General features: G+C 55.2%; 23 protein-coding genes, 1 tRNA gene and 2 pseudogenes. 11 read left to right on the top strand and 15 right to left on the bottom strand.

What is annotated here, in order from left to right:
* Positions 1-83 precede the first annotated feature (83 nt).
* Positions 84-833, top strand: coding sequence for a hypothetical protein (locus ACZ9BE_RS19185; protein ID WP_476249821.1), 750 nt, complete (start codon positions 84-86; stop codon positions 831-833).
* Positions 834-867: 34 nt separating this feature from the next.
* Here the strand turns inward: ACZ9BE_RS19185 and ACZ9BE_RS19180 are convergent, their stop codons facing one another.
* Complete coding sequence (locus ACZ9BE_RS19180) at positions 868-1,197, bottom strand: hypothetical protein (protein ID WP_016773313.1); 330 nt, start codon at positions 1,195-1,197, stop codon at positions 868-870.
* Positions 1,198-1,418: 221 nt separating this feature from the next.
* On the opposite strand from ACZ9BE_RS19180, the gene ACZ9BE_RS19175 reads away from it, so the two are divergent.
* A complete protein-coding gene (locus ACZ9BE_RS19175; RefSeq protein ID WP_460142324.1) occupies positions 1,419-1,637 on the top strand; it encodes a DUF6429 family protein in 219 nt (72 codons plus the stop codon).
* A 170-nt stretch (positions 1,638-1,807) separates the two neighbouring features.
* A pseudogene (locus ACZ9BE_RS19170) lies at positions 1,808-2,165 on the top strand (DUF7079 family protein).
* A gap of 268 nt (positions 2,166-2,433) precedes the next feature.
* Here the strand turns inward: ACZ9BE_RS19170 and ACZ9BE_RS19165 are convergent.
* Positions 2,434-3,390, bottom strand: a complete 957-nt coding sequence (locus ACZ9BE_RS19165) for an HNH endonuclease (protein WP_476249820.1) — start codon at positions 3,388-3,390, stop codon at positions 2,434-2,436.
* Between the two features lie 1,090 nt (positions 3,391-4,480).
* Between ACZ9BE_RS19165 and ACZ9BE_RS19160 the strand changes: the two genes are divergently transcribed.
* Both ACZ9BE_RS19160 and ACZ9BE_RS19155 read left to right on the top strand, forming a co-directional pair.
* The gene (locus ACZ9BE_RS19160) at positions 4,481-5,572 is read left to right on the top strand and encodes an AAA family ATPase (RefSeq protein WP_476249819.1); all 1,092 of its coding nucleotides are present in this window, start codon (positions 4,481-4,483) and stop codon (positions 5,570-5,572) included.
* A complete protein-coding gene (locus tag ACZ9BE_RS19155) occupies positions 5,565-7,766 on the top strand; it encodes a S8 family peptidase (protein ID WP_476249818.1) in 2,202 nt (733 codons plus the stop codon). Before ACZ9BE_RS19160 ends, ACZ9BE_RS19155 begins: the two co-directional genes overlap by 8 nt.
* 519 nt (positions 7,767-8,285) lie before the next feature.
* Here ACZ9BE_RS19155 and ACZ9BE_RS19150 read toward each other — a convergent pair.
* Together ACZ9BE_RS19150 and ACZ9BE_RS19145 are read right to left on the bottom strand one after the other, a co-directional pair.
* Positions 8,286-8,903, bottom strand: a complete 618-nt coding sequence (locus ACZ9BE_RS19150; RefSeq protein WP_476249817.1) for a hypothetical protein — start codon at positions 8,901-8,903, stop codon at positions 8,286-8,288.
* Positions 8,900-9,655 carry a Rab family GTPase gene (locus ACZ9BE_RS19145; protein ID WP_476249816.1) on the bottom strand — a complete coding sequence of 252 codons (756 nt, stop codon included), beginning with the start codon at positions 9,653-9,655 and terminating at the stop codon, positions 8,900-8,902. The genes ACZ9BE_RS19150 and ACZ9BE_RS19145 overlap by 4 nt, the downstream gene beginning before the upstream one ends.
* A gap of 354 nt (positions 9,656-10,009) precedes the next feature.
* Between ACZ9BE_RS19145 and ACZ9BE_RS19140 the strand changes: the two are divergent.
* Together ACZ9BE_RS19140 and ACZ9BE_RS19135 are read left to right on the top strand one after the other, a co-directional pair.
* Positions 10,010-10,126 (top strand): annotated as a pseudogene (locus ACZ9BE_RS19140) (HNH endonuclease signature motif containing protein); the annotation flags it as partial.
* Positions 10,123-10,380 carry a bacteriocin immunity protein gene (locus ACZ9BE_RS19135; RefSeq protein ID WP_476249815.1) on the top strand — a complete coding sequence of 86 codons (258 nt, stop codon included), beginning with the start codon at positions 10,123-10,125 and terminating at the stop codon, positions 10,378-10,380. The pseudogene ACZ9BE_RS19140 and the gene ACZ9BE_RS19135, both read left to right, overlap by 4 nt.
* Before the next feature lie 65 nt (positions 10,381-10,445).
* On the opposite strand, the gene ACZ9BE_RS19130 is transcribed toward ACZ9BE_RS19135, so the two are convergent.
* From ACZ9BE_RS19130 to ACZ9BE_RS19080, 11 genes are all read right to left on the bottom strand, one after another.
* Positions 10,446-10,811 (bottom strand): histone-like nucleoid-structuring protein, MvaT/MvaU family, encoded by a 366-nt coding sequence (locus ACZ9BE_RS19130; protein ID WP_476249814.1) that lies wholly within the window; start codon positions 10,809-10,811, stop codon positions 10,446-10,448.
* 64 nt (positions 10,812-10,875) lie between these two features.
* The gene (locus ACZ9BE_RS19125; RefSeq protein WP_476249813.1) at positions 10,876-11,064 is read right to left on the bottom strand and encodes a hypothetical protein; all 189 of its coding nucleotides are present in this window, start codon (positions 11,062-11,064) and stop codon (positions 10,876-10,878) included.
* 65 nt (positions 11,065-11,129) lie between these two features.
* Positions 11,130-11,972 carry a chromosome segregation protein SMC gene (locus tag ACZ9BE_RS19120; RefSeq protein WP_065895851.1) on the bottom strand — a complete coding sequence of 281 codons (843 nt, stop codon included), beginning with the start codon at positions 11,970-11,972 and terminating at the stop codon, positions 11,130-11,132.
* A gap of 227 nt (positions 11,973-12,199) precedes the next feature.
* Positions 12,200-15,115 (bottom strand): DUF927 domain-containing protein, encoded by a 2,916-nt coding sequence (locus ACZ9BE_RS19115; RefSeq protein WP_476249812.1) that lies wholly within the window; start codon positions 15,113-15,115, stop codon positions 12,200-12,202.
* A complete protein-coding gene (locus ACZ9BE_RS19110; protein ID WP_476249811.1) occupies positions 15,112-15,384 on the bottom strand; it encodes a DUF3077 domain-containing protein in 273 nt (90 codons plus the stop codon). The genes ACZ9BE_RS19115 and ACZ9BE_RS19110 overlap by 4 nt, the downstream gene beginning before the upstream one ends.
* Positions 15,381-15,665 (bottom strand): hypothetical protein, encoded by a 285-nt coding sequence (locus ACZ9BE_RS19105; RefSeq protein ID WP_476249810.1) that lies wholly within the window; start codon positions 15,663-15,665, stop codon positions 15,381-15,383. The genes ACZ9BE_RS19110 and ACZ9BE_RS19105 overlap by 4 nt, the downstream gene beginning before the upstream one ends.
* A gap of 528 nt (positions 15,666-16,193) precedes the next feature.
* A complete protein-coding gene (locus ACZ9BE_RS19100) occupies positions 16,194-16,499 on the bottom strand; it encodes a hypothetical protein (protein ID WP_065895840.1) in 306 nt (101 codons plus the stop codon).
* Positions 16,496-16,777: a helix-turn-helix transcriptional regulator gene (locus ACZ9BE_RS19095; RefSeq protein ID WP_476249809.1), complete on the bottom strand. Its 282-nt coding sequence runs from the start codon at positions 16,775-16,777 to the stop codon at positions 16,496-16,498. Before ACZ9BE_RS19095 ends, ACZ9BE_RS19100 begins: the two co-directional genes overlap by 4 nt.
* A gap of 95 nt (positions 16,778-16,872) precedes the next feature.
* Positions 16,873-17,721, bottom strand: coding sequence for a hypothetical protein (locus ACZ9BE_RS19090; protein WP_476249808.1), 849 nt, complete (start codon positions 17,719-17,721; stop codon positions 16,873-16,875).
* Between the two features lie 265 nt (positions 17,722-17,986).
* A complete protein-coding gene (locus ACZ9BE_RS19085; RefSeq protein WP_065895838.1) occupies positions 17,987-19,228 on the bottom strand; it encodes a tyrosine-type recombinase/integrase in 1,242 nt (413 codons plus the stop codon).
* Positions 19,229-19,392: 164 nt separating this feature from the next.
* A tRNA-Leu gene (locus tag ACZ9BE_RS19080) sits at positions 19,393-19,477 on the bottom strand.
* Positions 19,478-19,585: 108 nt separating this feature from the next.
* Between ACZ9BE_RS19080 and queA the strand changes: the two genes are divergently transcribed.
* The 4 genes from queA (at position 19,586) to secD (ending at position 24,096) form a co-directional block, all read left to right on the top strand.
* Entirely contained in the window at positions 19,586-20,650 is a 1,065-nt protein-coding gene (gene queA, locus ACZ9BE_RS19075) for a tRNA preQ1(34) S-adenosylmethionine ribosyltransferase-isomerase QueA (protein WP_016773315.1), read from the top strand.
* 14 nt (positions 20,651-20,664) lie between these two features.
* Positions 20,665-21,780, top strand: coding sequence for a tRNA guanosine(34) transglycosylase Tgt (gene tgt, locus ACZ9BE_RS19070; protein ID WP_160768392.1), 1,116 nt, complete (start codon positions 20,665-20,667; stop codon positions 21,778-21,780).
* A gap of 43 nt (positions 21,781-21,823) precedes the next feature.
* Positions 21,824-22,162 carry a preprotein translocase subunit YajC gene (gene yajC / locus ACZ9BE_RS19065; RefSeq protein ID WP_016773317.1) on the top strand — a complete coding sequence of 113 codons (339 nt, stop codon included), beginning with the start codon at positions 21,824-21,826 and terminating at the stop codon, positions 22,160-22,162.
* 65 nt (positions 22,163-22,227) lie between these two features.
* Positions 22,228-24,096, top strand: coding sequence for a protein translocase subunit SecD (gene secD / locus ACZ9BE_RS19060; protein ID WP_016773318.1), 1,869 nt, complete (start codon positions 22,228-22,230; stop codon positions 24,094-24,096).
* Positions 24,097-24,101: the final 5 nt, after the last annotated feature.

Below are 24,101 nucleotides of genomic sequence, written 5' to 3'. Positions count from 1 at the left end.
ACAACTTGTTCGCCTGTTGAGAGTGGACGGAACGATAGCAAAATAGTAGCGTCGCGCCATGCCTTCTCTGTAATGGACTACCCATGTTTTCCACAACCCGTTTGCTGCAACTGCTCGGCGCTCTCACCCTTGCCGTCTCCATTACCCCAGCCTTCTGCTTCGCGAAAGAACACCCGCAAGCCAGCTGGGATTACTACCTCGCCAATTGCCAGCGCATGCAGGAGACAATCGCCGACGTCCAGAGCGGTCGCGTCTCCGCTGCCTATGCACTAACGTCCGGCCTGCAAGACAGCCTCGCCTCCATGAACGAGCGCCGCCTTAACCTGCTACCGCAACACCTCGACTCCAGCGAGTATGCCCACTGCGAAAACGTCGCGGGCCATGCCGAGGCAACCCTGGCCCAAGGCAAAGCCGAGTTCGCCGCGCAAATGCAACGCGGTGTGGAGGAGGGCCGAATTGCGCACCAGAACTCCCCCGCCTATCAACGCGCCTGTTCCCTCGGCTACAGCGACGTCGGCGACATCTCCTTCCTGAAACTGCACGAAGACACCGACGGCGAAGCCCGTCTGAAAACCATGCTCATCACCGTCGACGAAATCTGCGGCCAATACTTCCGCGCCACGCAATACGTGAAGCCGTATGTGATCTACACAGTGCGACCGTCGGATGGCGGCTGTGGCGAAGTGAAGCGTGTTGCGATAGTTGGCGGAGGGCAGCCAGAGAAGGGCGACTACATTGATCCCAACGGCGAATTTCAATACATGGGCTGGAAAAAACTGGTGGGCGCTGACGGCTTCCCAACAGATATTCGAGTGCTGAAAGCACGTCGCTGACAGGAGAGATACTGGCGTGGCTGTAGCGCGGCATTCAAAGAATGTCGCGCAGATACCCCTTCAGTGCGAGCAGCGGCTGCCCCAGCTGCTCCACCGACCGCGCCTGAGCCAACTCCGCCGACAACTTGCGCAACTCCCTCCCCAACGGCTTCTCGACCCCACCCAAGGCATCCAGCGCCAGGTTCAGGCATTCGTTCATCTTGAACTGAATGGCCTCGACATCGCCGCGTTTCACCAGTAACTCGAAAACGTCTTTCTGATAATCGCCCATGACCATGTCATCGCGCAGGATCGGGCTCAGCCCCTCTTCCTCGTAGGCGAGTTTGAGGGAGAAGAGGGCGACGGTTTCCAGTGAGGTTTCCATGGGGATGTCTGTCAGTGAAGTGGAAGGCTTGAAACCAATGCGCAAAACGCCAGAGGAGGTTTGCCGTGCGGGCGTGATTATACGGGCGGGGATCGCAGTCGAGGCAACCAGCAATCGGGCATCTAAAACCTACAAGCTCGCGCAGCATTGACATCCACTTTGATACGACGCTTTGATTACAAACACTGAACATCAGCGGAGTGACCATCATGGAATACGACATGAAACTGATCGACGACGCCGTCCTTGCTCTCCTGGCAGCCTATAGCTCCGACGCCGGCAATGCGTGGAAGGGCTATGACTTCGAGATCATGAACCGCTTGCACGAACAGGGTTTGATCAGTAATCCGGTGAACAGGAACAAGTCGATATGGTTGACGAAGGAAGGGATGGAGCGGGGGCGGGAGATTGCTGAGCGGATGTTTGGGGCTAAGGAATAGGTTGGGCAGCGCCCGATTATGGACTTGAGCTGTTGCTCGGCAAAATGACGTCAGTTTTGGCCATGGCTCGCCATAGCGATATGCATACGATTGTCGTCGGTGCGGTTACACGCAGATCTGCAGACGAAACGGTAGCGAGTTACTGGATAAGGAATCGGAGGATTTTTGCATTGGGACATCATCTGAATGAACCACAACTGACTAGGGTCAGAGATGCCTTATCGGAGCCTTTCAATCATTTCCCCACTGATTACGACTACGTCGTTCGTCAGCTCAAGGGCGTTGATCCAGCGGTGCTCTACAAGATTTTTTATTCAGAAGTAGCACCAGTGTGGTTTCACAAACATTGCTGCAGTTCTGCCCACTGTATGGACTGGGTTCGACCCTGATTGGCTCAGATCCGAGATAGAGGAGAGGCTCGCGGCGCGACGGCGCAATTGGTTTCGCAGGCAGTACGACAGATTGTTGGTGCGTTGGTTGGAGTACAACTATGACTACATGTGGAAGGAGATAGACTCTAGGCTATGAGGACGGTTGCATGCGGTTTGGTATTCCTCGATGGTAAAAGCCACCTTTTGTTTCACCTATGCGGTGATTCAGGTCGCTTCAAGCTCAATCGTCGGGCGGGGCTTTAGTGGTCGGCATTGCACCAACCACTTTCCACCAGACGAAAAAAAGGCCCTGCTTTCGCAAGACCTTTTTCTCTGTGTTGGTGCCGAGGGAGACTCGACTGCACCATATAATATGTGGTCTTCAGAGCATTTGTCGGTAAAGGGATACAAGCAGGGATACAGCGCTAGTCCTGCTGACGATCAGCTATGAGTAACAATGCGCTATTCAACTTCTCCCGATCCGCCGAGAAGTGTGCATCTCTATGGCAATTTGGGCAAAGGGCAACGCAATTAAAAACGCGATCACTGACCTCGACACCCAAGATGTGGTGCACATCGAGAAAGCCAGCATAAGGACGGCTTGCTCCACATCCAGGACGCTCACAGCGTCCATTGCAACGCTCAATCACCGCTTTTCGGACGTTTGGATCTCTAGCAACTCTAGATACCGTCGATTGAAAACGTGACGCTTCGTCACGACCCAGGAGCGATAAATCAAGGCCTGGCAGATCACTGAAGGTGTCGTTAATAACACCAACGAGATCGTTGGAAAGCGGTCGCTTAGCTAGATCCTCCACTCCTTCCCACTGCCAAAGGACATCGGCAACTTTGTGCGCCTCCTCAAAGCGGCTATCCATTAACCACATCGTCGGGCTGTCTCCGTTAACCGAATGATTTTTTTTGAGGCGCCCTAGTCTCCCAGCAGCTATGAGTTCTGCGCTCATTTGTTTCTGCCCGTTGATGATGCCGGTCATAGCCGACACGGGAATCAAGGCAGCGAACTTGATATCACTTTTGTAGCGTTGCACTAGAAGCGCATGTGTAATGCCTTGTGGTGCTTCGCGATCAACGATCTCAGCGATTGTTCTATCCCAGTCTCCGTGGCTTAACCGTGCGCGTAACTGGGCTGCGGAGAACTTCTCTGGATGGCCCTCCCAGCGCCAGCACAATCGAACACGAGCACTGAATGTAACGCCTTCAGGGCTGGTCGCAGAAAGCAGTTGAGAGTGCCCTTTACGGACGTCATTAACTCCGGTGAACCCTCTACCCTCCAGAAAAGGTTTGAGCATTCCCCGCGTTTCCTTTTCGGCTTGGATACTTTCAGGAGTACGGAAGGCGCGTTTCTGGTTTGAGGATTCCATTCGTGTATACCGGTCAGCGGTGGGTGGCTCGGCAGGAGCCAATGACTATCTCAAGTAGAGTAGTGCAACGAAGTTTGAGATCTGGGGCAATCTGCGTTTTTTATGCCGGGGGCCCCTGAGGTTTTCTTCTTCATACGGGGTCGGAAACCCGCGAGGTTTCGTTAGTGGGAGGACTCAAGAGTTACTGAAATTTCAGTCATTGAAATTGAAAGAATCACGTTGAAAAACAGCCATCGTTACCGTTTCGGTAATGGTGACCCCAAAGACGTCATTCCGTAGGGCAAATGCACAGGTGAACCGGCAGTTCACCGGGTTCACTCGTTCACTAAGCTGGGAGTTCTCCCGCTAACAAGGTCCTGCGGGTTTCCGACCCCGTGTCTAAAGGAAAACCTCAGGGGCCCCAGGCACACGGAGGGGCACACACCTGACGTTCGCTGGTGGGATTGATGCTTCCGGGGTGTGGGGGATACATCCCTCGAAATGTGGTGTAACTCATGTAACTGGTGTAACGAGTTTCCATAACATGTTGTATTTATTGGATATTTTTATGCTACACCGACTTCGTACACTAGTCGTGAGGCGTGTAACTCTGCTATCTGGTGTAACGCTTCTGATGCATGAGAAATGAATGAGCGAGGTCATTCCAATGATGCAGAAGGGGACAGAGTGCTCCCGCTCCCAGCCCGCCCATTAGATGCGGTTAGCGTTCTTTAATCATCAGGCCGTCAGCTGTGCGAGCGATTAGCCAATCTATTCCATCGACCGGTTGAATCCACAGCCAAAAGCAGCCGCTCGAAAGGGTCAGGGAAAGCAGGGGCGATTCAGACACGATTGCTCCTTTCAAATCAGCTTATGCCCCCTGGCAAGGAAGCCCCCCACTAGACGGCCACACTGATCGCGAATGCTTGGGGTTTTTAGGTGCCTACGAATATGCGACCTCCATTAGAGCCTCTTCCCTAAACACTCTCCACGAGAACGCGGTAGATCAACCCCTTCCTCAAGAGTTATTGGAAGAAATGGTAACGACGTGGTAATTTTATGCCAAGTCAATTTACCAGCGCTTCGCAGTGGCGAAGAATAAAGGAGAAGAATGGTAACCATAGCCGAAAAAGACCTTGAGTCACTTTACCAACAAGGTGTTCGAGGCAATGCAGCGGCCTTTGCCCTCATAGGCCGCCAGATCGCCAGCAAACTCAAAAAGGCCGAGCCAGAGCTGGCCTCTCGTCTTGCCGAGCTGCTAACCGCCGACAGCGGAATGCGGGGTGCACCTCGCATGGCAACACCTGTAGATGCAGACTCTCGTCGCAGCCTTTTAAAAGAGGGGGTAGACGCCGGCCTCAACTTTGAGCCTAAGTGGGAGGGCGTTGTAGAGCAGCAACTACTGGAGATCATTCAAGAGAGAGAGAATCAGAAGGAACTCCTCATCGCAGGACTGGAGCCTATACGATCGATGATCTTCACTGGCCCACCTGGTGTAGGTAAAACGCTGGCGGCACATTGGATAGCTAGCAAGCTCCAACTCCCCATTTTCACCCTCGACCTAGCATCAGTAATGTCCAGTCTGTTGGGTAAGACAGGTACGAATATCAAAGCAGTTATTGAGCATGCCAAGGGCATCCCTTGCATTTTGTTCTTGGATGAATTCGATGCGATCGCCAAAAGGCGAGATGACGAAAAAGACGTTGGTGAGCTCAAACGACTTGTTAATGTCCTCTTGCAGGCCATTGATGAGTGGCCATCAACCTCCATCCTAATCGCCGCTACGAACCACCCAGACATGCTGGACCCTGCGGCCTGGCGAAGGTTTGAAACAATCATTCACTTTGAAAATCCCCCTATCAAGCTAATTGAGGGGCTTCTAATGGACGCGGAGGTCTCTCCAAAGATCGCCCAGCAATTGGCCGCACATCTGCTGGGAAGTTCTTTTTCTGATATCAACAGAATCGTACTCACAGCAAGAAAGCGGGCAGTTCTTGATCAGCGCTCACTAAATGAAACCATCATCGATGTCTCGCTTAAGAATCTAGCCTCTGGAGCGCCGGCTCAGAGCACCAGAGACATGAAGATTATCCAGCTCTCCTTGCAGGGATTCTCTCAGCGAAAAATCGCAAGCGAGCTGAATGTTTCGCATCCAACCGTTGGAAAAGTCATAAAAGAATTCAAGGAGAATGCACATGACTGAAAGAAATCTGCTCCTAGGAAAAGGCGAATCGCTGACAACAGCCCAAACAATCAAACGCGGCTCTGGACCAAAGAAGTTTCCCTATACCCTCGAAGAGGTCCGTAACCAGATCTCTTCATCCTTGGAACAGGTTCAGCGCTCTCTTTCAGCCCTTCCAAAAGCCGCCAAGCCACGCGGAGAAGGTGTTTTTGAACTTACGCTGCACCCGGCATTTTTAGGCAGATCTTATTTCCCTAAGAGTATCCTCAAAAAAGCCGGGCTCCGCGATGTGGGCAGCAAAGAGACATCGATTATTCCGAGGCAGGTTACGGATGTCCGTGATGCCGGAAAGGTTCAAGCAACCGCGACCTTGTTCATTGCTGGCACCGAGAATGCCGTCGCCAACTTGCATAAGTTACTTAAGTCGAGTTCCATCACCAGTACGGTGGAGAAAGAGCTCAAGGAAATCGAATCGATCCACTGGATCAGCAACGAGAGCAAGATTCGTGGTCAGCTTCCACAGGGAGATGGGCCGCATGCTTTCGAAGTCGCCCTGCACGCTGGATCCGATGAAGAAGACATCGTGGCCTCTTTCGCTGATTTTGTAAAAGCTCATTCGGGCAAAGCTGACCTGAAGCGGCGGATCAAAGTTGGAGGCCTAACGTTCATCCCTGTCTATGCCTCGTCAGAGGCAATTGTGGACATTGCCAGCCATACCTTCCTGCGCGTCGCGCGCCCCATGCCTGAGCTGCGCATCGCCCACCCAACCTTGGCCCGCTCAACGCTTGCCAGCTATAGCACAACACTGCCCAATCAAACTGCCATCGCCCCGGACAAGGCCGCTGCGATCTTTGACGGCGGCCTAGGTACAACGGATCTCGCCAGTTGGGCGACCGAGTACTATTACGAGGACACAGACGAGACAAACGGCCAGTTATTGATGCATGGCAACGAAGTCACCTCAACCTTTCTGTTTGGCAGGCTCGCATCAGAGGTTGACGAGCTCAAACGCCCATACATGAATGTGCACCATTACCGCGTGCTGTCACCCATTTCCGGCCGGGATCCCGATCTATTCGACGTACTGATAAAGATCCGAGATGCGCTCGACTCAGGCGAGTACAAGTTCGCCAACCTGAGCCTTGGCCCCCGGATGCCTATTAACGACGAAGAAGTGCACGCCTGGACGGCAACGCTAGACCAGGTTTGTTCGCGACACGGTATCCTTGCCACCGTTGCGGTCGGCAACGATGGCGACGTGGATGGAGCCAACAGGATTCAGCCCCCAGGGGATATGGTAAATGCTTTGGCAATTGGGGCCGCGGATACCAGCTGCTCCAAATGGAAAAGAGCAGACTATAGCTGCATTGGCCCAGGCAGGAGCCCTGGTTACGTGAAACCAGACGGTGTCGCTTTCGGCGGCTCCAACACTGAGCCCTTTAAGGTATTTAACCCTCTTATGGGGTGTGCTGTCGGTGTCCAAGGAACCAGCTACTCCGCGCCGTTGACCTTGAGAACTGCGGCAGGCATAGCTTGCTCGACATCCTATGAGATGACGGCAATCGCTTTAAAAGCCCTCCTTGTGCACCATGTCGAGCACAAGCGTAAGATCAGTCGAAATGAAGTGGGCTGGGGGCGTTTCCAAGAAAATGCGCTAACTCTACTTGAGTGCCCGGACGGGGCAGCCACAATCATTTTCCAAGGGCAACTGGAAAAAGGGCAGTACCTACGGTGCCCTATTCCGTTCCCAGATATTCCAATCACTGGCAAGGCGCAGATCAAAGCCACGTTCTGCATTCAAGCGCACACCGATCCAGAGCACGCTATTAACTACACCCGCTCAGGAATGGGCGTAGTTTTCCGCCCTAAGGCAGGTGCTGGAATCGAGACAAGCAAAGACTTTTTTGGGCGCAGCTCACAGTACAAAATGACTGAGAGACAGTTTCGGGATGACGCTCATAAATGGGAAACTTGCCTACACCGTGACAGGAGCTTTGACGGTGAGGACTCTCTGATTGGGCCTGTTTTCGATATCGAATATCACGCACGGGAGAACAGTCGTGGTGTTTCCCCTAGCTCCGCACCAGACGTTAATTACGCGTTGATTGTGAGCGTTCAAGCGGACGATATACCGGATATCTACAACTTGATCAGACAGAAGTATCAAGTCCTACAACCTGTCGAAGTCACGGTAGAGTCAACAATTACAACTTAACAACGACAATCAGAGTTCTTGATAAAAGGGCTCTGATTGGATTCTATGCCCTAAACCGAGGTGCATCAGGATGATGCACCTCGCTGTTTTGATGAAAATCATTGAGCATCCTTTTCTGGCCGAAAGGCGACGTTTAGGCAGTCCGGAAAGAAATGATAAGTCAGAGTTATACGGTCATGTCTGATCAGTTGGAAGGGCAGGTTGCAATTTGAAGAGGTGTCAGGTTTTGTTCGTTGCCGGGCCCTTATACCAGTAACAGACGCGTTAACAGATACGAAGCTGAAGCGAGGAAGCCTTGAAGGGAATCGAACCCTCGTTATGAGTTTGGGAAGCCGAAGGTAAGAATTGTCAAACTCCCATATCCGTATAAAGCGAGGGCTGTGGCGCGATATGTCGAGCTGCTTGTAGAGGAGGTGTAAAGATTTTTTAGTGCGAAGAAAATATTCATGTATTTGTAAGCGACTTAAAGGTTTGTATGCATCTTTTATTGGTTGATTGCATAAGTTGACGGTTAGTAATCTATCTGAATATATAGAGATAGAAATAAGCTGCGACGGCAATGAGTGTGTATCCTAAGACCGTCCCTATCATGATCTTGAGTCTGGCTGCTTTAGCTAGTCTGTTTTTTCTCGTTTTGGCTAGCGATTCTGCGCATTTAGCCACTATTGGAGAGAGCAGCCATTCAATGTCTCCCTCTGATTCTCCTGAAAGAGATCTAACTAATAAAGGAGCTATATCATCTAGGAAGCGTACAATCTCTTCAGTGAGATCGTTGTCACCTACGCCTCGCCACACAAAGGTAAAGCTAGAATTACGATCATCGTAGGTCTGATTTCTAGACGGAGGCACAGGACGTGAGTCGACCGAAAAAGGAGATAAATTGTCTAGGGACGGATAAAAAATATCGATTAAGCTTGTTTTGGTAGTTTTTGTATCAAAGTATTTATCTCCGCTAAAATTTGAGTAGTATAGCAGATCGATTTTTGCGCCCTTTGATCTTGCAACTACTTCTCTGCCGTACTCGGTAGTGGCTATTAGTATGAATTCAATCGGTGAATCATATTCAAATACCTTCGCTAGTCCGCGTCTTGAGTCGAATTCTGGATTGCTCCCAAAGCGTTCGAATTTTGAGCTCATGGAGTAGTCCTGCTAGAAACGAAGGTTCTAATAATGCCCATCATATTGGCCATGTCGCTTGTGTCTTTATTGCTGTGCGAACTAAATGTTAATTCAGTGGCGATATTGATTCTCTTCCAGTCAGATACATGGTTATCAAACCAATCAGATAGTTGCTGCGCTTCGGCACCGTTCTCCCATAGGTCCCGCTTATTAAATAGTAAATGTAATTTTGGTAGTGGTCTGCCGCGTCTGATAACAGGTTCAACTTGTTCTATGAATCTATTATGATCTGCGAGTCTCTCTATTGACTTTGAAGGATCGGTTGCGCTGGCGTTATGATCGACAAATAAGATTAGTAAATCAGCATCTTTTAATATTTCAAATTGTTGGACGAATTCCTTCCCGTCGGCGTCCAGAAGAGCAACGTACTGTGGTGGGTTACCAGGCAGCATAAGAATTTCGATTTTTACCGTGTTCGTTCGTGAAGGATTTGTTGAAAGCTGTTGAGCGTTTTTTAAGAAGGTGCTTTTTCCGGATTGTGATGCGCCCACGACAACCACTCGAACTAAGTTTTCCTCAAGTGATACCAAATCGTCAATCGAAAGTTGTCGGCCTAGAAGTTGAGAGACTTGTACAGATTTTGGTGGAATGCTTCGATAGGCTACATAAAGTATGCTTCCGGCCAGAGTAGCACCCGCAATGGTAGTAGCGATAGGGACTGCTGCTATAGCGCCTGTTATGGTTGCAGCACCAGAAAGTAGTGCAACCATACCGCTCGTGCTTTCAACTTTTTCTTTGAATCTAGGATACCAAGTCTTCCACTTCCTTGAGTTTGCCAACTATATTGCTCCCGATATTTAGTTGAATTATAAGCATGTAATCTGAGCGGGGGAGTATTCCCCTCCGGTAGCGCCTTTCGACCCGATTAGCGTCCAACCTACAGTCTCGAGAGTATCTTAGCAAAACTGGCTCTGAATGGGAGGGGAAAGCTACGTCGTCGTGCGCAACCTAGGCAAAAAAGGGATCTAAGACGATATTTATTATGCCGGATGGCGTTCTCACGAGGTGACGATGAGAATCGAATCCGATCAGTCGACTAACTCAATGCAGCCTTTAAGCGTCGATCCTCTGAGCTTCATCACGGGGTGCCAGTTTCCAAAGGCGGCGAGATTTACGATGTCGACAACCTCAGCGCTATGACACCCAAATGCCATATTGATACACACCGGAGCTTGAAATGATCGCACTCAAAAGCAGCCTTTCCGAATACTCGGAGAGCGAGTTTCTCGAACTGATCAGAGAAATCTGCAGCGCCGCGGGCACCGAAGATTATCAGGACGAGTTGCTGGAAAATTTCATTGAGGTGACTGGCAATCCTGCGGCCTCTGACTGGATTTTTCATCCAAAAGACGGCGAGGACGATTCGTCGAAAGGCATTCTGAGAACCGTCAAAGCTTGGAGCTTATCGCAGGGTTTGCGAGGCTTCAAAGAGTAAGGTGGAGAAGGACGTAGTTGGAACTAAAAAGGGCCCGGACGGGCCCTTTTTCAGGTGACGCTAGTTTACTTTTTCAGCCAGCTTTCAACCTCATCGACGCCGTGCTTGGTTTTCCACTCCTTCAGCGTCTTGTGATTACCGCCCTTGGTTTCAACCACTTCACCGGTGTGGGGGTTCTTGTAAGTCTTCAGCTGGCGAGGCTTGCGAGTAGCGGTCGCTTGGGCAGGCGCTTGGCGGCGCGAGCTGCTCCGCGGGTCAAGTAGATTGATGATGTGCTTCAGGCTGAAACCGTACTGATTAAGCAGCTCGCGTAGCTTCGTTTCGAACTCAATTTCCTTTTTCAGCGCTCCGTCGCTTTTTAGTGCCTCCAACGCCTGGAGCTGTTCGGCGAGGTGTTTTTCAAGCTGGCGGTATTCGGCAAGTTTGGACATGTGCATTCCTTGAGTTGTGTTTTAGCGATATCTATCTGAAGTGTATTACAGCACGGAGTTCAGCTCACTTTCGCTCCTTCAACTGATCTTCGATGTAGCTCATTTCGTTCTTGATCAAGTTGACGGTCAGGGTCTGAACATTCGAGACCTTACCTGTTTTGATGTCCACGATTTTCATCAGCGTGGTCAGGTGGTTTTTGCGCGCCTTCAAGGTGTCCGTCCAGTTGGCACTGCTTTGTATTGGCGTGATCATGATCTTTGTCCTGATGGAGTTTTAAACAGCCTACGTTGGTAGGCTGTTTCGGGTGGTTTGGCGCATTACAACGAGAGAACGTCTTGCAACGAGTACTTGGAGGCGCGCTCCCACAAATCGCTACTGGTCCAGTTCCTGAAGTTTTCGCCTTCTTCAGGAAGGATTAGTTTCCTGAGACTGATTTGCTCGCCGCCGACAAGATCAATGGCAGACCAGAGCTTGCCGCCCATCTCCAGCAGCTCTTGAGCTTTCTCGTTCCACTGCTCCTCAAGAACAGTCCGCGCCAGGAGCAACGCCCTTCGTTCGATGGTTTTGTGCTCTTTCCGCGCCTCGTCGATGTGTTGATCCACGATGACGAGCTCCTGCTCCAGCGCGGCAATGATCAGAAGTTGCCGACGATGGTGCTCGCTCGCAGTCGCCAGATTCTTTGCAGCTTTCTGGGCATCGGCATTGGCGGTCTTCTCACCCTCGGTGTCGCCCCAGGCCACGGCTTGTGCATAGGCGGTTGCCGCATCGGTTTCGGCTTGCCGAGCCTTGGTCATGTCCTCTTCTGCCTGCTGCTGGATCTGCGCCAAGCGGGTGCTGAGGCTGTCGCGTTTCTCGTTGAGCTCTTGCTCGTCAGCTTTCCAGTTCGTCATCGATTCGACGTAGCCCGCCATCAGGGTTTCATGATTGACCAGCTGCTCACGTCGTCGAATTCGAGCGTCTGCGTAGCTAGCGCGTGTCTTGCAGGAGTCGTAAGGAATTTTGAGGGTGTTGTACTGTTTTCGAACTTCATACAGTCGATCTGCATCGAGTTCCTCCTCGCTTTCCAAGAGCGCTTCCAATGGCGCTATTTGCACGTAATGTTGTGCGGCCTCACTCAGGAGGCTATCGCGATGGGTCTTCAGCTCTGCGATTTTGTCCAGCAAGACGCGCTTCTTTTCGCATACGGCTACCGCTTCGCTGCTGACTGCTTCGGGCAGTGAAAGCCCTATCGCATGGCTATCTGAATCATTGGCCAGCAGTTCGTGTTGTTCGGTGGAGGTTTGGAATTCGTTCATCTGTCTTGTTCCTTCAAATTTGAGTTTGGGTTGCATGAGCGGCTGGCGAGGCCGGGAATCAGCCGGCGCTACCTCGATCAGCGGAGATGCCCTCAGGCAGCCCGAGCCTCGCCGTCATCCGTTCCCGGAATCGCCTTCACGATGTAGCAGCGTTGCTGGCCGAGCCCTGGCAAACGAACCAGACTCGATGCTTTGCCGTCGCTGCTCGGTTCCAGCACACCGCGCTGCAGTAGCTCCTTGTTCACAGCCGTGAGGTTCATGCCTCGGAAGATCTCCGAGCGCCACGCCTCGGTCAGCACGTAATAGGTGTTGGTGGTGTGCATGGTGTCGCCCATGCCGTGCTCCAGCGTCTTGCGAAACCCGAGGCGGTCGATGGTGCGGGGGCCGTGTTCATCGATCTTGGCCGCTGCTGACTCCCAGCGGGTGAAGCGGCTTTCGCCAAAGCGTTCGATGACCTGGCGCAGCCGCGCCAAGATCGCATCGCCCTCAAAGTTTCCGGCACCGCCGCGCTCGTGGAGCCATGCGTTCAGGCACACGCGAGCGGCGGTGGTGGCCGTGCCGTCCGGCCAACCTGTGATGCCCATCGCGGTGGCCAGCTCGCCAGCTGCGGCAGCGAGGCCGAAGCGAGCAGCGGCGCGGTGTGCCTGTCCACTCGCGGACGCAGGGAGCGACTTAGCAATGAAGCCTTCCAGCGTGCGGCGCAGGATTGCCGCCCAGCCGTGGCGCTTGCCGGGTTCGCACAGCGCAGTCAGGAAGGCGGTAAGAGGTGTGCCGTAGTAGTTCGCTACGCGAGCCTTGAGTGCGTCGGATAGGGCGGCGGCATCCTCGAAACCGTTGAGCGTGTCGAACATGCCAAGGCCTTTGCTGGCATCGGCCGGGACAGCGAGCATTCGCACCTCCATGCCGGCTTTCAGCTCCTTGTTGGCTTCGGCCATGTGCTGGGCCAAGGTCTTCTCGCCGGTGGAGAGAAACAGCAGGCGCCACTCCTGCACCTGCCGGCCTGCTTGGCCTCGATCATTGGCGCGGGCCTTACCAGTGCCATTGCCGAGCATGTACACGGTCTCGCCGATGATGCGTGCATCACACATGCCGATTTCATCGAGCACCAGAAGTCCGTCGGAGTGCGCGGCAGCGATCGACTCCAGCGCGTTGTCGGTCGAGCGCCACGAGCGCACCAGACGCGGCCCGCCGTAGATCGAGGCGGCAACTTGCAGGTGCGTGGTCTTGCCGCCGGAGCTGTCGCCGTACAGGTGAAATCCGCCCGATTCGTGGCCGAGCATATGCAGCAGGGGGCCGGCGAAGGCCACGCCGACGACAAACGCCAAACGATGGTTGCCGATGCACAGCGCGCCGATCTGCTGTTGCCATTGTTCCAACGTGCCCGCTTCGCTGATCGGCGGAAGCTGTGCACCCGCTTCGTAGAAATGCAGGTGTTCCGCGTGCATGCCGACCTGCTGCTCGGGCAACAGAAAGGCGTTGTCATGCCAACCCAAACGAGTGACCAGACGCGCACGTTGCGCGCTGTCGAAGCCGCCCAGGTAACTCTGCAAATCGTTGCGAGCGTTGCGCCCCGAACGACTGCCGGCTAGACGCAACCCCATGTCCACCAGCGGACCGAGCACGTCCTTGCCAAAGTCGCCGGTCATGGTGCGTGCCGGGATGTTCCAGCGTTTCTTAGTACCGTCGGGGTCGTCGAACTCGACCAGCAAGCCCCAGTTGTGGCCCTTCTCGTCACGGGTACGCGCAAGGATCGCCAGCGGCGAACATACCGGGCGTGCTTCGCCGTCGTCGCCCGCATAAAACACACCTTCGGGCGTCAGGCGAAAGCCACCGGGCATCAGGTCGTTTTTCGATTTTGCCGGTCGCTTGGCTGCTGCTTTAGGTTTCGCTTCCGGCTCTGGTTCCGGCTTGGGTTCGACCTGGGCAACCATCGGTTTTTCTTCGATCACACCGAACAGCTCGCCGCCGCTTTCCAGCGCGGTGAAGTGGCCGGCGGTCCAGCCTTTGTAGAGGGCATCGGCGGCATCGTCGCCGTCATCCCATTGACCACCTTTGGCGAATGCAGCGTGTTCGTTCTTCAACGTAGGCTTGCGTTTGAACACCTCCAGCTCGATGAACCGGACCGATGCGGCGCCGATTTCGCGCAGCTTCTCTGCGACGGTGTCCATGCAGGCTTTACCGCTGTCGTCGTTGTCCGGCCACAACAAAACGTCGCGTCCCTTGAGCGGCGTCAAGTCGGCTTTGTGCCAGGAGTTGGAGCCGTTCGGCCAGCAGGTGGCCACGTGGTTAGGCAGCAGTTCGGCAGCGGCATCGGCCGCTTTCTCGCCTTCGCATAGAACCACCGGTGCGTCAGCGCGCCGGGCCAGTTCATCAAGGCGTAGCAGCGGACGTGGATCCGGCAGCCCCTGCCAGCGCCATTGCTTGGTTTGACCATCGGAGCGCTGACACCACGTCAGAGGCGCAAAGACCTTCTTCGGCTTGCCGTCCTCATCGGGTCCGAGGTCAAAGCGATACAACGCCATGAGGGGATGACCCTGTGCGTCGCGATAGATCCAGACCTTGGACGGTACACCGTGATTACGGTGCTTGGCCGGGCACTTGTTCATGGCCTCGGTCGGGATCGGCTGGATCGCATTCCATGTCGGCGCCTTGGGCTTACTCGGGGCGACCTCGATCTTGGCGGCGCCGGGTGCAACGTTCAGCCAATCCGCCAGTTTGTGGCAGACTTCAACGTCGGTGCCGCCGTCCAGATAGCGCACCAGATCGATCAGGTCACCGCCTTTGTCGCCGGTGGCAAAATCCGCCCAGGTGCCCTTGATCAAATTGACCTTGAGCGAACCGGCACGCTTGTCGCTGCGAGTCGGATTCGGAGCGGTGTATTCCTTGCCGCCGTCCACGCGCTTGCCGTTGGGCAGCCAGTGCGACAAGACACGATCAATGTCTTTCAGCGCGGCGGCTTTCACGTCGGCAAAGCTCGGGCGTTTGGTGTTGTTCGGTCGTTGGCTCATACGTCAGCCCTCGGCAGAAACAACGCGTCGTTGATGTCGTCGATCAGGGCTTTGGCCATCTCGCCCAGGTACAAGGCGGGCCAACTGAAACGCTCGCCGTGGTCACTCATGGCCGCGTCGAAACTGAGCTGGTTCGCGTTATGCTGCAGCAACGACACCATCTCCAGCGCGTCTTCGACTGGTACTCCGGCATTCACCCGAAACAGCTTCAGGTCGGTGGCGTTAACGCGAGAAAAGGTAGCGTGGCCCGGTGTCGTGGAAATGCTCATAGCGCACCACCTTTCTGCACCGCAGGGGCCGAAGTGTTGTCACCGTGCATAGCCAGCGTTTTGATCAGGCCAAGGGTGCCGCGCACGTCCCAGAGGACGGCGGCGATGACGTGATTGGCAAGGCGTGAGGATTCGTTTTCGAAGTGATCTTCCAGCAGCGTGAGTACCGAGTCAGCGCGGTCGATGGCGCAGTTGATGGCGTCGATAGGTACGCCGGCTTCTGCGGTTGGATTCACGCAGAGCAGATCTTCGGGCAGGGCAAAACTCAGGGCGTTGTTCATTGGGCACCGCCTGCAGTTTCGAGCGCGCGGGCTTTGGCCATGTGAGCGTTGTAGCGGGAGAGGCGTGTGGCGAGGCTGGAGTTGGCGTGTAAAGCGGCGAGAGCCATTGCACGGTGTGCAGCGGCGCGAATTTTGGACGGATTAAGGGCAGGCATAGGTGACACTCCAAGTTTGAAGATGGAGCTGCCACTGATCGTCGCCAAACGATTTAGGGTGGCAGCTGTGCGCAGGTTGGCGAACCGGGAACTTGGAACCCGGCAGACCCGAAGGTCTCCCACGCACAGCTGCCATAACACGAAACGGCGGGCACAAAAAAAGCGCCTGCTGTCGGATGGGGCGCCTGTGCGCCAAGTAACTCGGGTCGCCAAACCCGGTCGCTGAATTTGCAGCGACGGCCAGAGAGTAACGTCCGTGTTTCGAAAGTGCAACTGCGCTGATGGCTTGCGGATTTTTCAGGTGCGGCATAAATTGTTCGGGCATGTAGATTGACCTCAACGCCTCCGGATCGCCCCCGGAGGCGTTTTCGTTTCAGGCATGGACTTCCCAGCGCAGGGAGAGAAGGGGCAGGAATCCGCCGTTGAGCATGGAGCGGGCGTCTTCGTAAGCCTCGACCTGCTGACCTTCGTCGACGACAACGGCTCTGGTCTTTTCGCAATGGAGGGAGAGGGCGCACCAGGTGCCGTCGGCCCAGCTGAGCACGCTGACAACGCGACCTTGCCTGTCCTGCTGGCTGCGGTAGCGTTCAAGACGCTGCATGACGCGAGACGAGAAACCGATCCGACGCAACACGGAAAAGGGGTGCATCAGAGCGTTGTTTGCAGTCTTGTGGCTCATGCAGCCACCTGATCACGTGCCTCGATGCGGCTGCGCGCCCACGCTTGAACTTCGGAAAGGACCCAGGCGACAGGGGCGCCGCGTGCGTTGCTATTGCTCAGTTTGACGGGCTGCGGAAAGCCGCATTCGGTGCGCTGCATCAGTTTGTAGATGGTTGAACGTTTCATTCCCACGATGCCTTCCACCTCGCGCATGCGGATCAATGTAGAGGCGGCATCAAAAACGGAGGGGGAGTTGGCGGGTGTCTGGTGGAGAAAATCGCTAACGGAGGTGTTCATAGGCATTGCTCTCGATAGATTTGGACTGACGAGAGCAATGATCTAGGCGATGGAATCTTTGAAGGAGTTAACTTCCATTTGAAATTTCAGGTGAACTAGACCTTGTGTTGCTTAAGAATGGCTTCCACGCGCTTACGGGACAATGCTTTATCCGTTTCGTGGGAAATCCAGTTAGGTCGTTGCTTGTATGGCTTAGCGACCTGTTGAGTAAGCCAGCGGTGTACTTCTGTGGTCACATGGCGTCGTGACATGCCGTCATGCAGTAGAGCGCGAGCCTTTTCGACAAGGGCTATATCGCGTTCGCTCATATCGGCGACCCGATCTTTCCCACTAAGGAGACCGCCCTTTCGTCGGGTCGCTTCTCGAATTGCGCTAAGGGCCAGAGGTCTCAATTCGTCGCGACGTAACGCGGGCAAATAGGTAATCGGTTCCAAGTGGATAACGTATAAGTCCAACGCATCTATGCGGTCATCCTCGTTAACCTGTCCCTCTACGTACTCGCAATAAAAGTCCCACGGCCAGTCAGGCATAGGTATTCCCTTAGGCAGGGCTGTCCGTTCGACGTCGAACATCCAATCGTTCAAAACCTCTAAGGCTTTCACCGCGCAGGCCATGATGTACACCGCGTGTGCCTGATCGTCTGTGACGAATTCACTCCGGCCATGTTGGCGAACGGTGTTCGCCAGAAATGCGGGAGGGGCTGACATGGCATTTTCTGAAATCGTTTCCTCGTTCTGCGTCACCTTGATGCACAAGGAATTCAGAGTATCGCCGAGCCCGGCTCGGTTGATGCGCAGACGGCATTGGTCGATCAACTGACAAACATGCAGGATCTGTTCGCGACAGAGGGAGTACAGCGGTTGAGCAGATAAGTACTCAACCAGATCGGCTGTTGAACTTGGCCATTGAATGCTTTCCCCGATCTCGCTCGCATTCATCGGCATCGTTGTTGACCCTTAGTATTTGTTTCAGTCCCGCGCCCTGTGTCGTGCAATCTTATCCAGCGGCGCACGCCTAGCCCTAGGTCTGCCAGCAGCAAATACGGGGTCGATCTGGCGTTACACGTTTGGTCGGCGTCAAAGAAGGTGTACGGGAAGTCGCTCATGAGTGTAACGCGCGTAAGAGTCAATGAATTCGGGCGTTTGCCGAAGGTCGTTACACGAGTAACACCTGTTACATGGATTTTTAAGGGGGTACGCATATGTGGAGTCATACTGCTTTCCCGAACTTGCGATTGATAACGTTCTCGCTCACCAACGCATCAAGGTGATCTGCGTACCACTGCATCATCTTCACCCGGTGCTCAAGGTATTGAGCCTTGTTGTATACCCCGGATATTCCCTCTTCTTTGTGAGCAAGCTGCGCTTCGACATGCTCTTTCGGCCAGCCGTGTTCCCTGAGCAGAGTGCTGGCGGTATGACGAGTACCATGACCTACCAAGCGACCTTTGTAACCAACCGTCGCGAAGACCTTGTTGATGGTGTTTTCGCTAATCGTTGGATTCTTAGCGCCCACCCCAGGGAACAGCCAACGACTACGACCTGTGAGGCAATGAAGTTCTTTGAGAGCGGAAAGCGCTTGCTTAGGGAGTGGGCAAACGAAGTCCCTGCGCATCTTCATCTTGGCAGCAGGCGTCGTCCATATCGCTTTATCTAGGTCGAACTCTTTCCATTCAGCTAACCGAACCATGCCCGGTCTGGATGCGGTCCAGATGCAGAGCCATGCGGCAGTTCGGGCCGTCAGCCTGCTGGGTGTGTTTTTGAGTGCTTGGAGGAACTCTGCCAACTCAGGCTCCAGCAAATGAGGATGCTGCTGAGTCTTCGGGGCTTGAGCTGCAATATCTCGCAGGCGACTGCCAGGATCGTTTTCCGTGAGGCCTAAGCCGATGGCTCGTCCGAATATCTGATTGATCCACGTGCGGCACTTTTCCGCTACGTTGTGTGCGTCCCGGGCTTCGAGTGAAGCTTGGAGCTCTGCACAGTCAGTACGAGTGATTTCGTCCAGGGGCTTATCTCCCAGCGCAGGGAGTATGTCTTTGTCGAGGTAAGTGCGGATTTTGTTAAGGGTGGAGGGAGCGAGTCCCTTTTCTTCCTTGGCCTTGAGCCAAGCTTCAGCAGCGGCTCGGAAGGTACGAGTCTTAGCGGCATCAATTGCCGCTTTGGCAGAGCGTTTTTGTTCGAGAGGATCGGCCCCGCTGCTCACTACCTTGCGCAGTTCAGCAGCTTTGTCCCTTGCTAACGCACCACTTACTTCCGGGTAACCCCCGAGCCCCATCCAAGCCCAGTTGCCCGCCGGACGTTTGTAGCGGAGCTGCCAGGATTTACCACCATCAGGTTTTACCCTGAAGTAGAGGCCGTTTCCGTCCAGCTCTCGGTATTCCTTTAATTCCGGCTCCAATCCCGCAAGTGTCGTATCAGCGAGAGGGCGGCGCTTGATATCTGCGCGCTTCATCCTTGTATCCCAAAGTTCGGTATTTTTCTCAGGATACAAGCAGGGATACAGGGATACAACGGATAAGGGGAGACAGGGGTAGACAGACAGGCACAAAAAAACCGGCCAAGTGGCCGGTTTCTCTGGGTCTGAGAGGCTGGTAGAGACTCTCAGATACTGCTATGTGGTGCCCCGAGGGAGACTCGAACTCCCACTCCTTTCGAAAACGGATTTTGAATCCGCCGCGTCTACCAATTCCGCCATCAGGGCTCAATGGCGGCGAAGTATAGAGAGGTGATTACCGTTGGTCAATCACGTTTCATGGTCAATTTTCGATATTTCCGCTAGACTTTCCGGCCCTGCTAGACGAACCCCATCATGCGCGTTGCTGACTTTACTTTCGAGCTTCCTGATTCGCTGATCGCCCGCCATCCGTTGGCCGAGCGTCGCGGTAGTCGCCTGCTGACCCTTGATGGGCCGAGCGGCGCCCTGGCACACCGTCAATTCACTGATTTGCTTGAGCATTTGCGCCCGGGCGATTTGATGGTGTTCAACAATACCCGGGTGATTCCGGCGCGGCTGTTCGGGCAGAAAGCGTCCGGCGGCAAGCTGGAAATTCTCATTGAGCGCGTGCTCGATGCGCACCGCGTGCTGGCTCATGTCCGCTCCAGCAAGTCGCCGAAACCGGGTTCGAAGATCCTTATCGACGGCGGTGGCGAAGCCGAGATGCTCGCGCGTCATGATGCGCTGTTCGAGCTGGGTTTTGCCGAGGAAGTGTTGCCGCTGCTCGATCGCGTCGGGCACATGCCATTGCCTCCTTATATAGACCGCCCGGATGAAGGCTCGGATCGCGAGCGTTATCAGACCGTGTACGCCCAGCGTCTGGGTGCGGTCGCTGCGCCGACGGCGGGGCTGCATTTCGATGAGCCGCTGATGCAGGCGATTGCCGCCAAGGGCGTCGAGACTGCGTTCGTGACGTTGCACGTCGGCGCGGGGACGTTCCAGCCGGTGCGCGTCGAGAAGATCGAAGATCACCACATGCACAGCGAGTGGCTGGAAGTCGGCCAGGATGTGGTCGATGCAGTCGCTGCGTGCCGTGCGCGGGGCGGTCGGGTGATTGCGGTCGGCACCACCAGCGTGCGTTCGCTGGAGAGCGCGGCGCGCGATGGTGTGCTCAAGCCGTTCAGTGGCGACACCGACATCTTTATCTATCCGGGCCGGCCGTTTCATGTGGTCGATGCCCTGGTGACCAATTTCCATTTGCCGGAATCCACGCTGTTGATGCTGGTTTCGGCGTTTGCCGGTTATCCCGAAACCATGGCCGCCTACAAGGCCGCCGTGGAAAACGGCTACCGCTTTTTCAGTTACGGGGATGCGATGTTCATCACCCGCAATCCCGCTCCAACTGCCCCTGAACAGACAGGCCCAGAGGAAACAGAATGAGTCGCGAATGTCGAATGTCCTTTGAGCTGCTGGCCACCGATGGCAAGGCTCGTCGTGGTCGCCTGACCTTTCCCCGTGGCACCGTCGAGACCCCGGCGTTCATGCCGGTCGGCACCTACGGCACGGTCAAGGGCATGCTGCCGCGCGACATCGTCGCCACGGGCGCGGAAATCATTCTGGGCAATACCTTTCACCTGTGGCTGCGTCCTGGCACTCAGGTGATCAAGGAGCACGGCGACCTGCACGATTTCATGCAGTGGAAAGGCCCGATCCTCACCGACTCCGGCGGCTTCCAGGTGTTCAGCCTCGGCGCGATGCGCAAGATCAAGGAGGAGGGCGTGACCTTCGCTTCTCCGGTCGACGGCGCCAAAGTGTTCATGGGCCCGGAAGAGTCGATGCAGGTGCAGCGCGATCTCGGTTCCGACATTGTGATGATCTTCGACGAATGCACGCCGTATCCGGCTGACGAAGACGTCGCGCGCGTATCGATGGAATTGTCGCTGCGCTGGGCGCAGCGTTCGAAGAATGCCCACGGCGACAACACCGCGGCGCTGTTCGGTATCGTCCAGGGCGGCATGCATGAAAACCTGCGCATGCGCTCGCTCGAAGGCCTCGACAAGATCGGCTTCGACGGCCTCGCCATCGGCGGTCTGTCGGTGGGCGAACCGAAGCACGAAATGATCAAGGTGCTGGATTATCTGCCGGGCCAGATGCCCGCTGACAAACCTCGTTACCTTATGGGCGTTGGCAAACCGGAAGATCTGGTTGAGGGTGTGCGCCGCGGGGTGGACATGTTCGATTGCGTGATGCCAACCCGTAATGCCCGCAATGGGCATCTGTTCATCGATACCGGTGTGCTGAAGATCCGTAACGCGTTCCATCGCCATGATGAATCGCCGCTGGATCCGACCTGCGATTGCTACACCTGCCAGAACTTCTCGCGCGCTTATCTGCATCACCTGGACAAGTGCGGCGAAATGCTCGGCAGCATGCTCAATACCATCCATAACTTGCGCCATTATCAGGTGCTCATGGCTGGTTTGCGCGAGGCTATTCAACAGGGTACATTGGCCGCCTTTGTCGATGCCTTCTACGCCAAACGCGGACTTCCCGTCCCGCCTTTGGACTGAGTTTTCTGACCCCAAGATTCAACATTTGCAACTGGAGTGCTAAATGAGCTTTTTTATCTCTAACGCCATGGCTGACGCAGCTGCACCGGCTGCTGCAAGCCCAATGGGCGGCGGCTTCGAGTGGATTTTCCTGGTCGGCTTCCTGGTCATCTTCTACCTGATGATCTGGCGTCCACAGGCCAAGCGCGCCAAAGAGCAGAAGAACCTGCTGAGCAGCCTGCAGAAGGGCGACGAAGTCGTGACCACTGGCGGCATCGCCGGCAAGATCACCAAGGTTGCCGATGACTTCGTGGTTCTGGAAGTTTCCGACACCGTGGAAATGAAGTTCCAGAAAGGCGCCATCGCCGCCACGCTGCCAAAAGGCACGCTGAAAGCGATCTAAGAGCAACAACTTCTACTCAATCGACGGGGCGCGCAAGGCGCCCCGCGTTCATAACGGGCGGCGTGATGCTGAACAAATACCCTCTGTGGAAATACATTCTGATCCTGGCGGTGCTGGCGATCGGTCTGATTTATTCCGCTCCCAATCTTTATCCTGATGACCCGGCCATTCAGATCAGCGGCGCCAGCACGGCTCTGCAGGTCAATGACGCCGATCTGGCTCGCGTCAGCACAGCGCTGAAAGAGTCCGGCATCAACGTCAAGGCGGCTACGCTGACGGCAGGCGGCAAGGGCGGTCTGATCCGTCTGAGCAAGGCTGAAGACCAGCTGCCGGCCAAGGATGTTGTGCGCAAGGCATTGGGTGATGACTACGTCGTCGCGCTGAACCTGGCACAGACCACGCCGCAATGGTTGCGCAACCTCGGTGCGCACCCGATGAAGCTGGGTCTGGACTTGTCCGGTGGTGTGCACTTCCTGCTCGAAGTGGACATGGACAAAGCCCTCGATGCGCGCCTGAAAGTCTACGAAGGCGACGTCAAGAGCCTGCTGCGCAAAGAGAAGCTGCGCTATCGCAGCCTGCCGCAACTGGGCGGTGCCATTCAGTTGGGCTTCAGCGATGAAGATTCCCGCGAACAGGCCCGTGCGCTGATCCGCAAGAATTTCAACGATTTCGACATTGTTCCGGCCGATCTCAACGGTCAACCGGTGCTGCGTCTGGCGATGACCCCGGCCAAGCTGGCGGAAATCCGTGAATACTCCATCAAGCAGAACCTGACCACGGTACGTAACCGCGTCAACGAGCTGGGTGTTGCCGAACCGATCGTGCAGCGTCAGGGCGCCAACCGCATCGTGGTTGAGCTGCCGGGCGTGCAGGACACTGCCGAAGCCAAGCGTATCCTCGGCAAGACGGCCAACCTTGAGTTCCGTCTGGCCGCCGAGCCGGGCGCTTCGAAAGCCACTTCCGAGTCGTTCGAATTCCGCGAAGGCAACCGTCCGCCAGCGCAGATCGAGCGTGGTCTGATCATCACTGGTGACCAGGTCACCGACGCCAAGGCCGGTTTCGGCGAGCACGGCACGCCTGAAGTGAACATCCGTCTGGATGGCCACGGTGGCGAGCTGATGAGCCGCGCGACCCGTTCCAACGTCGGTCGCAGCATGGCGGTGATCTTCATCGAACAGCGTCCGGTCACCACTTACACCAAGCAAGTGGTTGATGGCGTCGAGAAAGACGTTGCGGTGCAGACGTTCAAGGAAGAGAAGAAGATCATCAGCCTGGCGACCATTCAGTCGCCGCTGGGTGCGCAATTCCGCATCACTGGCCTAAACGGTCAGGGCGAGTCGTCCGAACTGGCACTGCTGCTGCGTGCCGGTGGTCTGGCTGCACCGATGTACTTCGCTGAAGAGCGCACAATCGGTCCGAGCCTGGGTGCTGACAACATCACCAAAGGTATCGACGCTTCCCTGTGGGGCATGCTGTTCGTATCGCTCTTCATCATCGCCATCTACCGCTTCTTCGGCGTCATCGCCACCGTCGCGCTGGCGGTGAACATGGTGCTGCTGCTGGCATTGATGTCGTTGCTGGGCGCCACGCTGACCCTGCCGGGTATCGCCGGTATCGTCCTGACCATGGGCATGGCGGTCGACGCCAACGTACTGATCTTCTCGCGGATTCGTGAAGAGATCGCCGCCGGCATGACTGTGCAGCGGGCAATCAACGAAGGCTTCGGCCGGGCATTCACCGCGATTCTCGACGCCAACCTGACCACCTTGCTGGTCGGCGGCATTCTCTTCGCCATGGGCACCGGCCCGGTGAAGGGTTTCGCAGTGACCATGTCCCTCGGGATCTTTACCTCGATGTTCACGGCCATCATGGTGACCCGCGCAATGGTCAACCTGATCTTTGGCGGACGTGACTTCAAGAAGTTGTGGATTTAAGGGGC

The sequence above is a fragment of the Pseudomonas sp. TE9122 genome (assembly GCF_056278925.1).
The sequence above is the reverse complement of the archived record's forward strand: the minus strand, read 5'-3'. Positions and strand labels throughout refer to the sequence as shown.

What these genes read in the sequence shown, in the direction of transcription:
- ACZ9BE_RS19085 (WP_065895838.1), bottom strand. Translation starts at nt 19,228, where the DNA reads ATGAAGCGCGCAGATATCAAGCGCCGCCCTCTCGCTGATACGACACTT.
- ACZ9BE_RS19090 (WP_476249808.1), bottom strand. Translation starts at nt 17,721, where the DNA reads ATGCCGATGAATGCGAGCGAGATCGGGGAAAGCATTCAATGGCCAAGT.
- ACZ9BE_RS19125 (WP_476249813.1), bottom strand. Translation starts at nt 11,064, where the DNA reads ATGATCACGCCAATACAAAGCAGTGCCAACTGGACGGACACCTTGAAG.
- queA (WP_016773315.1), top strand. Translation starts at nt 19,586, where the DNA reads ATGCGCGTTGCTGACTTTACTTTCGAGCTTCCTGATTCGCTGATCGCC.
- ACZ9BE_RS19145 (WP_476249816.1), bottom strand. Translation starts at nt 9,655, where the DNA reads ATGGTTGCACTACTTTCTGGTGCTGCAACCATAACAGGCGCTATAGCA.
- ACZ9BE_RS19100 (WP_065895840.1), bottom strand. Translation starts at nt 16,499, where the DNA reads ATGAGCCACAAGACTGCAAACAACGCTCTGATGCACCCCTTTTCCGTG.
- ACZ9BE_RS19130 (WP_476249814.1), bottom strand. Translation starts at nt 10,811, where the DNA reads ATGTCCAAACTTGCCGAATACCGCCAGCTTGAAAAACACCTCGCCGAA.
- ACZ9BE_RS19185 (WP_476249821.1), top strand. Translation starts at nt 84, where the DNA reads ATGTTTTCCACAACCCGTTTGCTGCAACTGCTCGGCGCTCTCACCCTT.
- ACZ9BE_RS19115 (WP_476249812.1), bottom strand. Translation starts at nt 15,115, where the DNA reads ATGAGCCAACGACCGAACAACACCAAACGCCCGAGCTTTGCCGACGTG.
- ACZ9BE_RS19160 (WP_476249819.1), top strand. Translation starts at nt 4,481, where the DNA reads ATGGTAACCATAGCCGAAAAAGACCTTGAGTCACTTTACCAACAAGGT.
- ACZ9BE_RS19095 (WP_476249809.1), bottom strand. Translation starts at nt 16,777, where the DNA reads ATGAACACCTCCGTTAGCGATTTTCTCCACCAGACACCCGCCAACTCC.
- yajC (WP_016773317.1), top strand. Translation starts at nt 21,824, where the DNA reads ATGAGCTTTTTTATCTCTAACGCCATGGCTGACGCAGCTGCACCGGCT.
- ACZ9BE_RS19105 (WP_476249810.1), bottom strand. Translation starts at nt 15,665, where the DNA reads ATGAACAACGCCCTGAGTTTTGCCCTGCCCGAAGATCTGCTCTGCGTG.
- ACZ9BE_RS19110 (WP_476249811.1), bottom strand. Translation starts at nt 15,384, where the DNA reads ATGAGCATTTCCACGACACCGGGCCACGCTACCTTTTCTCGCGTTAAC.
- ACZ9BE_RS19155 (WP_476249818.1), top strand. Translation starts at nt 5,565, where the DNA reads ATGACTGAAAGAAATCTGCTCCTAGGAAAAGGCGAATCGCTGACAACA.
- tgt (WP_160768392.1), top strand. Translation starts at nt 20,665, where the DNA reads ATGTCCTTTGAGCTGCTGGCCACCGATGGCAAGGCTCGTCGTGGTCGC.
- ACZ9BE_RS19135 (WP_476249815.1), top strand. Translation starts at nt 10,123, where the DNA reads ATGATCGCACTCAAAAGCAGCCTTTCCGAATACTCGGAGAGCGAGTTT.
- ACZ9BE_RS19180 (WP_016773313.1), bottom strand. Translation starts at nt 1,197, where the DNA reads ATGGAAACCTCACTGGAAACCGTCGCCCTCTTCTCCCTCAAACTCGCC.
- secD (WP_016773318.1), top strand. Translation starts at nt 22,228, where the DNA reads ATGCTGAACAAATACCCTCTGTGGAAATACATTCTGATCCTGGCGGTG.
- ACZ9BE_RS19165 (WP_476249820.1), bottom strand. Translation starts at nt 3,390, where the DNA reads ATGGAATCCTCAAACCAGAAACGCGCCTTCCGTACTCCTGAAAGTATC.
- ACZ9BE_RS19175 (WP_460142324.1), top strand. Translation starts at nt 1,419, where the DNA reads ATGAAACTGATCGACGACGCCGTCCTTGCTCTCCTGGCAGCCTATAGC.
- ACZ9BE_RS19150 (WP_476249817.1), bottom strand. Translation starts at nt 8,903, where the DNA reads ATGAGCTCAAAATTCGAACGCTTTGGGAGCAATCCAGAATTCGACTCA.